Below are 12,484 nucleotides of genomic sequence, written 5' to 3'. Positions count from 1 at the left end.
CGGCGGGGGCGGCGCGGGGACGTGGGGACGGCGGGGCGGCGCGCGGAGTACCGCGGGGTGGCGGGGGCTGGGCGGAACCGTGCGGGAAGGCGGGGGATGGGGGCGGAGCCCCGGGGGGAGGAGGGGTTAGGGGAGGTCGCCGTGCCAGTCGTAGGTGCGGGAGGTTGGGGTGCGGGGGGTGTAGTGGGTGTGGGCGCCCGGGCCGTAGCGGCCTATTTCCGTGGGGAGCGTCACGCCGTGGCGGAGGTCCCGTTCGGGAAGGTCCGTGATGTCCAGGAGGAGGCCGTCGAGGGGGCCGCCCGACAGCTCCACATACGTGCGGTCGTCGCGCGGGGACGGGTCGTCGTGGTCCGCGCCGTAGACCCTGCCGCGCATGAACTCCAGTTCGTCCATACCGGCAGGGTGACATCCCCCACTGACAACGACGGCATGGAAGGGTGCCGCATGGGCAGGCGTGCCACGATGGTGGGTGACGGCCGGCAGGTGCACCGGGAGGCGGAGCGTGGACTGGCGGTACTTCGCGCAGCAGATGGCCTCCATGGCCCGTGACCTGCTGGCCGAGCACACCCTCGACTCCACCCTGGAACAGATCACGGAATCGACGGTGGAGCTCGTCGACGGCTGTGACGCCGCCGGAATCCTCGTACTGCGGGGGGACCGGGTGAGTTCGCTGGCGCCCACCGAACAACTGGTGAACGACAGCGACCGTCTCCAGGAGCGCCTGCGCGAAGGCCCCTGCTTCGACGCGGCCCGGCCCGACCGCGCCGAACGCGTGTTCCGCATTCCCGACTTCACCGAGCACGCCGAACGCTGGCCCTCCTTCGTGCCCCAGTGCCGGGAACTCGGTGTGGGCAGCATGATGGGCTTCCTGCTGTACACGCGGGAGGAGGAGTTGGGCGCCCTCAACGTGTACTCCCGCAAGCCCGGGATGTTCACCGAGGACAGCGAGACGGCCGGCTGGCTGCTGGCCTCCCACGCGGCGGTCGCCTTCTCCAGCGCCCGCACCGACGAACAGCTGCAGGAGGCCATCGCCACGCGGCATCTCATCGGCGAGGCGATGGGCATCCTGATGGGCCGCCACCATCTGACGGAGGACCAGGCCTTCGACCTGCTGCGCACCCACTCCCAGCGTTCCAACACCAAGCTGCGCGAGGTGGCGCGCCGGGTCCGCGACACGGGCACCCTGAAGGAGTGACCGCGCGCCGGCGGACGGTCAGCGGCCGCCGGTCCAGTCGTGGGCGACGTCGATCACGAGATGGCCGTCGAGCTGCAGCACCCGGAACGGCAGCCGCGCGCGTACCCCGAGCCCGATCTGGGTGGCGCCCTCGAAGCTGCCCGCGAACCGCGCGTCCCGGAACGTGCGGTACCCGGTGAGGTTCACACCGGGCAGGGTGCCCCCGGCGCGTGCCGGGTAGGTGGGCTCGCCGCTCTCGGGGGCGTACGCGGGCGCGGCCACCCGGACCTCGAGGACGGCGCCGCCCGCGACGGGGATGTGCCGGCCCGATCCGTCCTGGTGGAGCCGGTCGACGTACTGGACGGAGTAGCCGATCGCGCCGCGCTCGGCGCCGGGCAGGTCGACGACCATGCGGTCGTAGCAGTCGTGCCGCCCGGTCCTGATGTCCCGTACCGGCGAGGTCGTACTGTCGGAGTCCGTCCTGGGCAGGCTGCCCCAGCCGGTGGAACAGGCCGTGGCCCCGGCCGCCGCCACCGGGGCGGCGACCGCCGGGACGGCCGCCGTGGTCAGCGTGGCGCCCACGAGTACGAGAGTCGCGCAGATCATTCGCTTTTGTAGCATTTTCAGCCCCCTGGGCTCGCATCCTTCTGCTATGGGGTGAGACGACCGGGATGCCCTCAAGGTTGCGGCCCCACGTCGCCGGACCGCCCGGCATGGCACATCCTGGTGGTGGGCGAACGAACGTCCCGTGCGTCCGCACCGGAAGGGCGCGACATGGATGATGCAGCCGCCGAACCGCGCCGGGAGCGGCCGGCAGGCGTGCCCGGCGCCGGCACGGGCCCGGACGAGCGCGGGACCGTGAACCCGGCCGCCCGTATCGAGGACGTCATCGCGGAGCCGGTGGTGGCGGCGGTCCGGGACATCGGCGGCTACGGCGGGCTGGTGTATCTGCGCTCCCCGGACCGGCGCTCGCTGGTGCTGTGCGTGGTGGCCGGGGTCCCCCGGTCGCTGCTGATGCCGTGGTGGCGGGTGCCGGTGGGCGGCGCGCTGCCCATGTCGGAGGCGTACCGCAGGAGCGAGAGTCTGTGGCTGCCGGACCAGCGGGCCATGATGCTGCGCTTCCCGCAGTTCACGGCGGCGCTGCCGTACTCGTTCGGCTCCGCCTTCCACCCGGTGCGTGTCGACGGGGAGCCCGTGGGTGTCCTGTGCGTGCTGCGTTCGGCCGCCCGGGAGCCGGTGGACGAGCGGGTGGCGCGGGCGGCGCTGCACGACGCGGGGCGGGACCTGGAGGCGCGGCTCACCGGATTCGCCCGCCGGATGCCCGGCGGGGAGGGCGCGGACGCGGTGGTGTACGGCATCGACTACGACGACCAGCCGGTCAGCGTACGGCTGCCCACACCGCCCGCACGGGCCGTGGCGGTCGGCATGGTCGAGTGGGACCTGGACACCGACCGCTGGTCCGGGGACGACGACGCGCTGTCCCTCCTGGGCGTGAGCCGGGAGGAGTTCGGCGGCACGATGGCGGAGGTCGAGGAGCGGGTCTGCCCCGACGACCTGTACGAACTGCGGGCGACCCGGCGGGAGGCGGCGGACACCGGGCAGGTCAGATCCCGGCACTTCAGGGTGCTGGAGGAGCCCCAGGACGACGGACGGGTCCGCTACCGTCCGGTCGAACTGTGGGGACATGTCGTACGCGCGGAGGGGGCCACCCGGCTGCTGGTGGGCGCCCTCGTCGACGCGGCCGGCGGGATCGTCGCGGCGGAGGCCGCCGAGCGGCTGCCGGACGGTGTGTTCTCCCTCGACCAGGACGGCCGGGTCGTCTACGCCAACCGCCGCTGCCAGCAGCTGCTGGGCTGCGAACTGGAACGCATGCTGGGTCACTATCCGTGGGAGGTGCTCCCCTGGCTGCGTGATCCGGCGTACGAGGACCGCTACCGGGCGGCGATGCTGTCGCAGGAGCCGGTGTCGTACCTGGTGCAGGACCCGGAGGACGTCTGGCTGGGGTTCGTGCTCTATCCCGGGGTGCACGGGCTGACCGGCAGGGTGTTCCGGACCAGCGCCCCCGTCGGGGCCGAGCGGGGCCGGCCCCTGGCGCCGCCCGGCGGGGAGAGCGCGGCGCCGCCCTCGGACGTGGTCGCGACGGCACGCGCGGGAGCCCTGTACCACGTGGTGCAGATGGCCAGCGTGCTGACCGAGGCCGTCACCGTCAGGGATGTGTGCACGGCCGTCGCGGAGCAGTTGCTGCCCGCGTTCGGCGCGCAGGAGATCGCCCTCTACACGATCCGTGACGACCGGATGTACCTGCTGTGGGAGTCCGGCTACCAGGAGCACTTCCTCGACAGTTTCGAAGGGGTCCCGCTCAACGCGAACCTGCCCGGCGTGCACGCCCTGACCACCCGGCTCCCGCTCTTCTTCGAGTCGCCGGAAGCGCTCGTCAACGCCTATCCGCAGCTTCTCCTGGACCCGATGAGCGCCTGGGCGTTCCTGCCGCTGATCGCCTCCGGCCATCCGATCGGCTCCTGCATCCTCGGCTGGAACGCGCCCCACCGGTTCACTCCGGAGGAGCGCACCGCGCTGACCGCGCTGGGCGGGCTGACCGCGCAGGCGATGGAGCGCGCGCGGCTCTACGACGCCGAGTCGGCCGTGGCGCGCGGACTGCAGGAGGGGCTGCTGCCGCGCCGGCTGCCCGTCATCGACCGCATCCTGACCACCGGCCGCTATCTGCCCGGCACCCAGGGCATGGCCATCGGAGGCGACTGGTACGACGTGATCAGGACGGGGCGCGGGGTGGCGCTGGTCATCGGTGACGTCGAGGGGCACAGCGTGGGTGCGGCGGCCGTCATGGGGCAGCTGCGCAGCGCGGTGCAGGCCTTCGCCGCGAGCGGGCGGCCGCCGCAGGAGGTCATCACCCACACCAACCGGCTGCTGACGGAGCTGGAGACGGATCTCTTCGCCACCTGCTGCTACATCGAGCTCGATCCGTCCAGCGGGCGTGCGCTGGCGGTGCGGGCGGGGCATCCGCCGCCGTTGCTGCGGCATCCGGACGGGCATACGGAGAGTCTGGAGCTGGAGGGCGGGGTGCTGTTGGGGGTGCAGGCGGAGGCGGAGTATCCGGTCACGGCCCTGACGCTGGCGCCGGGGAGTGTCATCGCGTTGTACACGGACGGGCTGGTGGAGACGCCGGGGGCGGAGATCGGGACGGGGATCGAGGTGATCCGGCGCTGTCTGGCGCGCGGGCCGGCGGACTCGGTCGATTCCCTCGCGGACCGATTGATCAAGACGGCCCGCCGCACGGAGGACCGCCCGGACGACGTGGCCCTGCTCCTGACGGCGTACGCCTGGCGATGAGTTCCCTTCAGCCCCTTTGGCGTTCGAGGAGCGGGGGTCCGGGGCCAGCGCCCCCGGGGACGGGAGGGGAAGGGGGCGGCGGGGGCGAAAGAAGCATCCCCCTGTACGAGGCCGAGGTGCCGGGTAAACGACGCGCATCTGTAATGAAGGGGTGCCGGGATCCGCCCGGCCGGGCAGAGGAGACGCGCCCATGCCACCTGGTGTCCTGCGCCGCCTGGGCGAATGGTGCGCCCGCCACTTCGTGATCGTGATCATCACCTGGCTGGTCGCCCTCCTCGCCCTGCAGATCCTCAGCCGCACCACCGGCGGCACGTACTCCGACAACTTCACCCTCTCGGACTCCCAGTCCCAGAAGGGCATCGAGGTCCTCCAGCAGCACGACCCCCAGGCCGGCGGCTACAGCAGCCAGATCGTCCTCCACGACGACCAGCGGCAACTCACCGCGCTGGAAGACCAGATGTCGACCACCATCACCGACCTGGAAAAGCTCCCGCACGTCCTGTCCGCACAGAACCCGCTCTCCACGGACCAGCCCCAGTCCCAGCCGAACGTCGGCCCGCTCTCCTCCGACAAGAAGACCGCCTACATCACCGTCCGCTTCGACGTCCAGCCCTCCACCCTCGGTGACGGCTACCTCCACGGCGTGGACGACGCCGTACAGCCGCTGCGGGACGCCGGCGCCGAGGTCGAGTACGGCGGTCCGCTCGGCGAACTGGCCCGGCCCGCCCCGGACGACCGGGTGAGCGAGCTGATCGGCTTCGCGGTCGCGATCGTCGTCCTGCTGATCGGCTTCGGCAGTGTCCTCGCCGCCGGGATCCCGCTGCTGACGGCGCTGATCGGCGTGGTGGGCGGACTCGCCGTACTGGGGCTGCTGGCCGCCGCGTTCACCTTCGCGACGGTCTCGCCGACGCTGGCCACCATGATCGGCCTCGGTGTCGGCATCGACTACGCGCTGTTCCTGATCACCCGTTACCGGCAGGACGTGATGGACGGCGGGGATCCGGTGGGGGCCGCCGGGCACGCCACCGCGACCAGCGGGCGGTCCGTGCTCGTCTCCGGCTGCACGGTGATCATCGCACTGGCCGGTCTGTCCGTGTCGGGCGTCTCGTTCATCTCCAAGCTGGGGCTGGCCGCCGCCGTCACCGTCGTCTCCGCGGTCGCCGGCGCGCTCACCCTCGTACCCGCGCTGCTGGGTCTGATCGGCAGACGCATCGACCGCTACCGGGTGCGCCGGCCGGTGGCCGAGACCGACGCGGAGCCCGGCGCCGAACCGCGGGGCACCTGGCACCGGTACGCCCAGCGGGTGGAGCGCCGGCCATGGTCGTTCCTGGCGGCGGGCGTCGCCACCATCGCCGTCCTCGCGGTCCCGGTGTTCTCCATCCAGCTCGGCCATATCGGCGACGGCGCGGACCCCACCTCCTTCACCGACCGCCGGGCCTACGATCTGATGACCGACGCGTTCGGTCCCGGGTCCAACGGCCCGCTCACCGTCGTCGTCGACCAGTCCTCCGTGCCGGACGACCAGCGCTCCGACCTGGCCTCGCAGGCGCAGAAGACGCTGGACGGCGTCCAGGGGGCGGCCGCCGTCACCCCGCTGACGGCCACGCAGGACGGGGACGTCCTGGTCGGCACGGTGTACTCGAAGGAGTCCCCACAGAGCGCGACGACCACCGACCTGGCCAACCGCCTCACCGACGACACCCTTCCGGACGCCGTACGGGGCACGGACGCCTCGACCTATGTCACCGGGACGACGGCGGCACAGGTCGACTTCCGGGACATCGTCGCCGAACGGCTGCCGCTGATCATCGCCGTGGTGGTCGCCCTGGCCTTCCTGATCATCCTCGCCGTGTTCCGCGGCCTGCTCGTCGCCGTCAAGGCGGCCGTCCTCAACGTCCTGTCCATCACGGCCTCGTACGGCGTCGTCGTCGCCGTCTTCCAGTGGGGCTGGGGCGGGCCGGCGCTCGGGGTCTCCGGCACGGTGCCGATCGAGAGCTATGTGCCGATGATGATGTTCGCCATCATCTTCGGCCTCAGCATGGACTACGAGATCTTCCTGCTCTCCCGCGTCCACGAGGCATGGCTGCGCACGGGGGACGCGCGGGCGTCCGTGGCCCATGCGCTGGAGATCACGGCGCGGGTCATCACCTGTGCCGCGCTGATCATGGTGAGCGTGTTCGCGGCGTTCGTCGTCAGCGACAACGTCGTGGTCAAGATGCTGGGCCTCGGGCTGGCGGTCAGCGTCCTCATCGACGCCACCGTCGTACGGCTGCTGCTGGTGCCCGCCGTGATGACCCTGCTGGGGCGGCACGCCTGGTGGACGCCGCGGTGGCTGGACCGGATCCTGCCGCACATCGACGCGGAGGGGGAGGGAAACGCGAGGCGGCAGGCCCCGTGAGGGAACCTGCCGCCGTTCACGTGTCGCGGGGGATCCTGCCCCCGCCGCGGGGGATCAGGCCGCGCCGCGCCGCACGCTGCGCAGGACGAAGAAGCCGAAGATCACCAGCACTCCGCCGATCGCGGCCGGCCAGAGCTGGGCGCCGGTCTCGGCGAGGCTGCCGCTGCCGCCCTGGGCCTCGGCCTGGTTCTCGGCCTCGAGCTCGGGGAGGCTGCCGGGCACCTCGGCGGCCCCGGCCGCCTGACCGCCGTCGTTCTTGCCGCCCTTGTCGCCGTCGTCCTGGTTGCCGGCGTCGCCGCCGTTCCCGGCCGGGGTCGAGGCCTTGACGTCCGGCTGCTCGGCGGCGGGGTCCTGCGACGGCTCTTCCTGCGCGCCGTCGTCGCCCTGGTCGCCGCCGTTGTTCTGGTCGTCGCCGCCGTTGTTCTGGTCGTCGCCGCCGTTGTTCTGGTCGTCGCCGCCGTTGCCCTGGTCGCCGCCGCCATTGCCCTGGTCGCCGTCGTCCTGGTTGTCGTCGCCGCCCTGGCCCGGCTCCTCCGGCTGCTGGGGCTCCTCGCCCTGGTCGCCGCCGTTGTCACCACCGTTGCCGTTGTCGCCGCCGTTGTCGCCGCCGCCGTTGCCGTTGTCGCCGCCGTTGTCGCCACCACCGTTGCCGACGCCGGCGCCGCACTCACGGCCCTCGTTGATGCAGTCGACCATCTCGTTCATCAGGTCCTCGTCGAAGACGTTGATGAAGTCGCCGTGGTCCGTGATCGGCTTGTGCAGCTGCTCCGGGAAGGCGTCCACCGCGAACAGCGCGGTGGTCTTGCCGCCGTCGTTCAGGCTCGGCGCGTCGACGTCGTAGACGATGCGCTGCACCAGCTGCGGCACCGGCTTGAAGCCGGACGGGCAGTTGCCGGCCGCGTCGGCGAACGCCATGTGCGTACGGTGGTTGGCGCTGTCGATGTTGCGGCCGTCCCAGCAGCTCTGGAAGTCGAAGCTGCGGACCACGTCACTGCCCTGCGGGCACAGCGGGTACTTGTCCGTCAGCTGCCGGTCCTCGAACCCGGTGCAGCTCCAGGAGGCGTTGGCGTTGGCCGGGCCGTTGACGAACGACTTGGCGTCGCCGGTGATGATGCGCAGCAGCCGCGGCATGGCCGTGACCTCGCCCTGCGGGTTGCCCACGAAGGTCAGCGTGACGTCCTTGGGCGTGACGATCTCACCGACGTTGCCCTCGATGCCGCCGCCCGGGGACTGGGCGTCCTTCTCCTCGGTGCCGTTCTGCAGTCGCAGCACGGGCCAGTAGTACGACGACTTGTCGCCCTGGTCCTCGCAGCTGGTGTCGGCCGCCGCCAGGTCGTCGTCGCTGGAGAAGGCGTTGGTGACCTGGTTGCCGATGTAGTCGTGGAAGTGGTGGGCGCCGTTGCCGACACCCGGAGCGGCGATCACGTTGTCGGAGTTGAAGATGCCGTTCGCGTTGACACCGCACTCGCTGACGAAGGTGCCGCGCGAGGCCTTGTCCGACAGCTCGGGCTTGGCGACGTTGGGCTGGACGCTCTCGATGTCGACGTAGTCACCGGCGACGGGCCCGTTGCCGGCCGCCCCGCCGTTCCCGCCCTGGTCCTGGCCCTGCTCCTGCTGGCCCTGGTCCTGTTCCTGCTGGTCCTGACCCTGCTGCTCCTGGCCGTCGCCGGCCTGCTCGCCCTCGCCGGCCTGCTCGCCCTCGCCCTCCTGCGGTGCGGGGGCGTTGCCGGACTCGCGCACCGCGCAGTCGGCGAGTTCCTCCAGGCCCTCGGGCCGGTCGCCGACCCGGTCGATGGCGGTCCCGATCCGGGCGAGGGTCGCGGAACGCTTCTCCTCGAGAGGCTTGGCGATCGCGTTCTCCGCGAAGGCCGGGTCCTGGCGGAGAACGTCGGCCGACTCGCCGAGCTTCTTGTAGGCCTCCGCGATCTGCGCGTCCAGACCGGCGAGTTCCTTGTCCACCTCCGCCCGCGCCTCGTCGGGGACCGCCGTCAGCTCGGTGGCGACGTCCGGACAGTCGATCGTGGCACCCGAGAAGACCTGCGCCTGGCCGTCGCCCTGACCGCTCTCCTCCGTGGCGGAAGCGTAGACGTTGGCCGCCATCATCCCGCCGCCGCCCAGGATCAGGGCGAATGCGGCGAGAGTCGCGCGCTGTTTCGGGCGTCTGCGTGTGTTGCGTGCCAAGGCAGTACTCCTACGCTTCTGTTGCGGGGGGTGGGCAGGGGATTCCCACGCCCCATACGCAGGGGGGCCGCCGCGTGTTCAAACACCTCACGGATTCTTTTCCGAATCTCAGAAATCCCGGGCCCCACACACGCAGTCCCCGCCGGACTCGGGTGGTCCGGCGGGGACTTGGGGACGAGGGCGGTGAAGTGCCGTGGATCTAACCGAAGTTCACGTCACTGCAGAGGAAGTACGTCTGGTCCATGTGCGAGGCCTGCCAGATCGTGTAGACGATGTGGCGGCCGCTGAGGCCGGAAGTGCTCACCGGGATCGAGTAGTTCTGGCTGGGCGCGTACGAGCCGGTGCGGGCCACCTGCTGGAGGTCGTCCCAGCCCAGCTGCTCGGTGGTGGGGTCGAAGCCCTGCCGGGTGACGTAGACGAGGAAGTAGTCCGCGCCGTGGCTGGCCTGGTCGTACAGCTGGACCGTGAAACTGTCGTTCAGGTTCGTGGTCTTCCAGGCGCCCACCGTGTCCAGGGAGTTGTAGCGTCCGCCCTCGGTGTGCCCGCCGCTGCACAGCTGGCCGTTGGGGATGACGGCCTGGAAGTTGCCGGCGGAGCCGTTGCGGTAGAGGCCGTTCCAGTTCCACATGGCGTTGGGGTTGTCCTGCCACGCCTGCCAGCACATCGGGTCTTCCTGCGCCATCGCCGGGTTCTGGAAGTCGCTCCCCCAGCGCTGCCAGCAGCCGTAGTTGCGGGACGCGGGGTCGATCACCGAGCCGTGGGCGACGGCGGTGCCGCTCCACGGGATCAGACAGAGCAGCAGGGCGGCGACGGCGGTCAGCGCGAGCGACAGCCGGGACCGCAACGGTAATGCGTCATGACCATGCCAAGTCATGGTGCCTTCTTTCCGCTGTTGTGGGGGTTGTGGGGATGCGGGCGCGCGCTCCCACGACGTTCATGGGAGCGCTCCCAGTCCACAGGCTGCGCCCCTCGGGGCGCAGCGGCAACACGGATTCGCGCCACTTCCGGATGGCTCGTGGCGTGTTCGACGCGTTTCGACAGCGGCGGGCGCCGGCTCCTCAGAGTCCGTCGAGATCGTGGGTCGTACGGCCGAGGCAGACCACCGAGTCGTCCATCGGCACCTCGATCTCCGTGAAGCCCATACGGTCGTAGAAGCCCCGGGCGGGCTTGTTGGCCGTCGCCATGACCAGGTGGACGGCCGGCACTCCCCCGTCCCGGAGGGCTTCGAGGAGGGTCCGCATCAGCCGGCGGCCGTGACCGCGCCCCTGCCAGTCGGGCAGCAGGTCGATATGCAGATGGGCGGGCCATTCGGCCAGTTCCGGGACGATCATCCGCTCGGGGTGGTGCAGCAGCCAGGCGATGGCCTCGTCGGGGGTGGCCGGCGGGCCGGACGGCTCGGGGTGCCGGTCGGCGACGAGGGGCAGCCAAGCGGCGCGGAACTCCTTGGCGAAGCGGACGGTGTCGGCGGCGCCCACGATGTACCCGACCGCCCGGCCCGTGCCGTCGTCCAGCACGAAGGCCAGCTCCGGCTCCAGATGGACGTAGGGGGCCGCGAAGGTGTCGGGGAAGACCGTGGGGTCGGTGTAATGGGGGCGGCTGTCCTGGCCGTTGTGCGCGGTGCGGACGCAGATGTCGTCGAGGGCCGGCCGGTCCTCGCGGCGGTACGGGCGGATCCTGGGGGACTCGGTCATGTCCCGATCCTGCATTCTTGGGAGCGCTCCCACAACCCCTTTGCGGCCGATTCGGGGCGTGGGCCCCGGGATTGGCCCGTCGCTGTCTGGTTACCCGGCGCGTATGAAGCTGCATATCCCTGGGCGGAACGACCGGCGGAGCGCGACGGACGAGCCCCGTCCGCCCGGCGCGACGCGGGAGCCCGCCGCGGGACACGGGACCGACGCGGCGGCGGAGGGCGAACCCGGGCCCGGTGACGAGGTGGAGCGGGCGGCGCCGGACTCACCGGCCAAGCTGCCGAAGGGGGCGTGGGGCGCGGCACTCAAGGGCAGTCTGCGCGAGTTCAAGGACGACGAGCTCACCGACCGGGCCGCCGCCCTGACGTACTACGGCGTGCTGGCGCTGTTCCCCGCGCTGCTGGCCCTGGTGTCGATCCTGGGACTGACCGGCAAATCCACGACGGACAAGGTGCTGGAGAACCTCCGTGAGCTCACCGCCCCCGGCGCGGCCCGCGACATCATCACCCGGGCGGTGGAGCAGTTGCAGGGCAACGCGGGCGTCGGGTCGCTCGTGGCGATCATCGGTCTGGTGCTGGCCATCTGGTCGGCGTCGGGCTATGTGGCGGCGTTCATGCGCGCGGCGAACGCGGTGTACGACATGCCGGAGGGACGCCCGGTGTGGAAGGTGCTGCCGGTCAGGCTCGGGGTGACGGTCGCGCTCATGATCATGGCCGTGATCAGTGCGCTGATCGTGGTCTTCACGGGCGGGCTGGCCCGTCAGGCGGGCGATCTGCTCGGGCTGGGCGACACCGCGCTGACCGTGTGGTCGATCGCCAAGTGGCCGGTGCTGGTGCTGCTGGTCGTGGTCATGATCGCGCTGTTGTACTGGGCGGCCCCGAACGCCAAGGTGAAGGGGTTCCGGTGGATCACTCCGGGGAGTTTCCTGGCACTGCTGATCTGGCTGCTCGCCTCCGCCGGGTTCGCCCTCTATGTGGCCAACTTCGGCTCGTACAACAAGACCTACGGCACGATGGCGGGCGTCATCGTGTTCCTGATCTGGCTGTGGATCACCAATCTGGCCATTCTGCTGGGGCTCGAGTTCGACGCGGAGATCGCCCGGCAGCGGGCCATCGCCGGGGGCCATCCGCCCGAGGCGGAGCCGTACACGCAGCCGCGTGACACCCGGGCCTGGGACGAGCAGGACCGAAGGCGTCTGGACAAGACCTGACGGGACGTGGGCCGGGGCTCAGTCCATCAGGCCGGCGGCGAGCGTGGCACCCAGTTCCCAGCACCGCTCGACGGCGGCCTTGTCGGGCTCGCCGGTGACGGTCACGGCGTCGGCGGCGCGGCGCCAGCCGAGGCCGGTCGTGACCGTCTCGATGCCCCGGACGGCGCCCGTGACGTCGTTCCCGCCGTGCACGTAGTAACCGAAGGGCCGGCCGCGGGTGGTGTCCAGGCACGGGTAGTAGACCTGGTCGAAGAAGTGCTTGAGCGCCCCGGACATGTAGCCCAGGTTGGCCGGGGTGCCGAGGAGGTAGCCGTCGGCCTCCAGGACGTCGGCGGGGGTGGCGGCCAGCGCCGCGCGCCGTACCACCCGTACGTTCTCGATCTCCGGGTCGGTGGCCCCGGACAGGACGGCCTCGAACATCGCCTGGCAGTTGGGCGAGGGCGTGTGGTGGACGATCAGCAGTGTCGGCACACTCCGACCCTGCC

Annotated in this window: 10 protein-coding genes; 4 read left to right on the top strand and 6 right to left on the bottom strand. The window is 71.3% G+C overall.

The window, feature by feature from the left end:
* Nucleotides 1-126 precede the first annotated feature (126 nt).
* The gene (locus IF28_RS0134740; protein ID WP_030229181.1) at nucleotides 127-393 is read right to left on the bottom strand and encodes a hypothetical protein; all 267 of its coding nucleotides are present in this window, start codon (nucleotides 391-393) and stop codon (nucleotides 127-129) included.
* 109 nt (nucleotides 394-502) lie between these two features.
* Between IF28_RS0134740 and IF28_RS0134735 the strand changes: the two genes are divergently transcribed.
* Nucleotides 503-1,195, top strand: a complete 693-nt coding sequence (locus tag IF28_RS0134735) for a GAF and ANTAR domain-containing protein (RefSeq protein ID WP_030229178.1) — start codon at nucleotides 503-505, stop codon at nucleotides 1,193-1,195.
* A gap of 18 nt (nucleotides 1,196-1,213) precedes the next feature.
* Here IF28_RS0134735 and IF28_RS0134730 read toward each other — a convergent pair whose 3' ends face one another.
* On the bottom strand, nucleotides 1,214-1,795 hold the full coding sequence (locus tag IF28_RS0134730) for an AMIN-like domain-containing (lipo)protein (RefSeq protein WP_199809086.1): 582 nt from the start codon (nucleotides 1,793-1,795) through the stop codon (nucleotides 1,214-1,216).
* 153 nt (nucleotides 1,796-1,948) lie between these two features.
* Between IF28_RS0134730 and IF28_RS0134725 the strand changes: the two genes are divergently transcribed.
* Nucleotides 1,949-4,522, top strand: a complete 2,574-nt coding sequence (locus IF28_RS0134725; protein ID WP_051713980.1) for a SpoIIE family protein phosphatase — start codon at nucleotides 1,949-1,951, stop codon at nucleotides 4,520-4,522.
* A 190-nt stretch (nucleotides 4,523-4,712) separates the two neighbouring features.
* Nucleotides 4,713-6,920 carry an MMPL family transporter gene (locus tag IF28_RS0134720; RefSeq protein WP_030229172.1) on the top strand — a complete coding sequence of 736 codons (2,208 nt, stop codon included), beginning with the start codon at nucleotides 4,713-4,715 and terminating at the stop codon, nucleotides 6,918-6,920.
* Between the two features lie 54 nt (nucleotides 6,921-6,974).
* On the opposite strand, the gene IF28_RS0134715 is transcribed toward IF28_RS0134720, so the two are convergent.
* The 3 genes from IF28_RS0134715 to IF28_RS0134705 all read right to left on the bottom strand — a co-directional run bounded on the left by IF28_RS0134715 (nucleotide 6,975) and on the right by IF28_RS0134705 (nucleotide 10,792).
* Nucleotides 6,975-9,023, bottom strand: coding sequence for a DUF1996 domain-containing protein (locus tag IF28_RS0134715; RefSeq protein WP_078621643.1), 2,049 nt, complete (start codon nucleotides 9,021-9,023; stop codon nucleotides 6,975-6,977).
* A 277-nt stretch (nucleotides 9,024-9,300) separates the two neighbouring features.
* Nucleotides 9,301-9,975 carry a lytic polysaccharide monooxygenase auxiliary activity family 9 protein gene (locus IF28_RS0134710; protein WP_030229167.1) on the bottom strand — a complete coding sequence of 225 codons (675 nt, stop codon included), beginning with the start codon at nucleotides 9,973-9,975 and terminating at the stop codon, nucleotides 9,301-9,303.
* A 184-nt stretch (nucleotides 9,976-10,159) separates the two neighbouring features.
* Nucleotides 10,160-10,792, bottom strand: coding sequence for a GNAT family N-acetyltransferase (locus IF28_RS0134705; protein WP_030229165.1), 633 nt, complete (start codon nucleotides 10,790-10,792; stop codon nucleotides 10,160-10,162).
* A 103-nt stretch (nucleotides 10,793-10,895) separates the two neighbouring features.
* Here IF28_RS0134705 and IF28_RS0134700 point away from each other — a divergent pair, with 103 nt between their 5' ends.
* Nucleotides 10,896-11,999: a YihY/virulence factor BrkB family protein gene (locus IF28_RS0134700; protein WP_030229163.1), complete on the top strand. Its 1,104-nt coding sequence runs from the start codon at nucleotides 10,896-10,898 to the stop codon at nucleotides 11,997-11,999.
* Between the two features lie 18 nt (nucleotides 12,000-12,017).
* Here the strand turns inward: IF28_RS0134700 and IF28_RS0134695 are convergent, their stop codons facing one another.
* Nucleotides 12,018-12,470, bottom strand: a complete 453-nt coding sequence (locus IF28_RS0134695) for a flavodoxin family protein (RefSeq protein WP_030229161.1) — start codon at nucleotides 12,468-12,470, stop codon at nucleotides 12,018-12,020.
* Between the last annotated feature and the right edge of the window lie 14 nt (nucleotides 12,471-12,484).

It is taken from the genome of Streptomyces sp. NRRL WC-3626 (assembly GCF_000718785.1).
GTDB lineage: Bacteria > Actinomycetota > Actinomycetes > Streptomycetales > Streptomycetaceae > Streptomyces > Streptomyces edwardsiae.
This window is presented reverse-complemented; position numbering and strand designations above follow the sequence as displayed.